Origin of the sequence: Paenibacillus sp. 1182, from assembly GCF_017833915.1 — a bacterium.
In the GTDB taxonomy this organism is placed as follows: Bacteria; Bacillota; Bacilli; order Paenibacillales; family Paenibacillaceae; genus Paenibacillus; species Paenibacillus polymyxa_D.
Window position 1 is genome coordinate 1 of the sequence record NZ_JAFICR010000042.1, and the last position, 1035, is coordinate 1035.

The 1035-nt window shown below is 54.6% G+C and carries 1 protein-coding gene; it reads right to left on the bottom strand.

Features of this window, described 5'->3' with window-relative positions; genetic code table 11:
• Window positions 1–1035, bottom strand: a 1035-nt coding sequence (locus tag JOD82_RS28900) for an AMP-binding protein (RefSeq protein WP_209950386.1), incomplete at both ends; no start/stop codon positions are given.

The following is a 1035-nucleotide window of genomic DNA, read 5'->3' on the forward strand; positions in this document are numbered from 1 at the left end:
ACGGCTAAAATCAATCCGGTCGTCTTTCGGACAAATGACCATCGTGCCGCCGTTATAGAGCGTCCGTGCAATGTCCCCGACGAACACGTCGAAGGAGAAGCTCGCCAGTTGCAGCAGTCGGACTGGGAATTGGTTCAGGCGATAATCCCGGCGATACGCCGCAGCCGTATTCACCAGGCTGCGATGCTCGATCATGACGCCCTTCGGCCGTCCGGTTGTCCCGGATGTATAGATCACATACGCCAAATCGTGCGGTTCGTTGATGTGATCGACGTCTGTCGTATCTCCGGTGTACAGTGACTCATCGTCCAATGCCAATACGGTATGCAGACGCAGCCCTGTTGCCGGTTCGGATGCTGCTTCGCTGTCAGACTTCGAATCTGATTTTGAGCCTAAGTTTTCATTTAGGCTGTCTCTTTCCATCGTTTCAGCACCAGCCGCTGTTTCCAACTCACCCTCAGTCTGCCCTCCGGCCAAGGCCTGTCGGCTTTCCCCAAGCCATATCTGTGCTTGCTCCTGTAAGCCGATTTGGGTCAACAATACCGTCGCACCACTGTCCTCCAGCATGAAACGAATCCGTTCAGACGGATAGTCTGCATCCAGCGGCACATAGGCGCCTCCCGCCTTCCACACCGCCAGTACGCCGACCAGCATGTCTACCGAGCGTTCACTCAAAATGCCGACAATCGACTCGCGTCCAACGCCTTCATTCCGCAATCTCCGCGCCAATTGGTTCGCGCGCTCGTTCAGTTTCCGGTAAGTGAGCTGCTCCTCCTCGTACACCACCGCCACATGATCTGGTACAAGCTGTGCCTGTTCTTCCACATAGGTATGGAACAGGGCTCCTGCTTCAACTGCAGCACCATCCGTTACTCCCACTTCTCCAAAACCGTAGATGAGTTGCTCCTTTTCCTCAACGGTTACCATATTCAAAGTTGCCAGGGGCTGTTGTGGATGGTATGCAATAGCTCGAACGATTTCCGCAAAATGCTGTGCCAATCGCGTCATGGTCTCAGGCTTGTACAACGCCGTGCT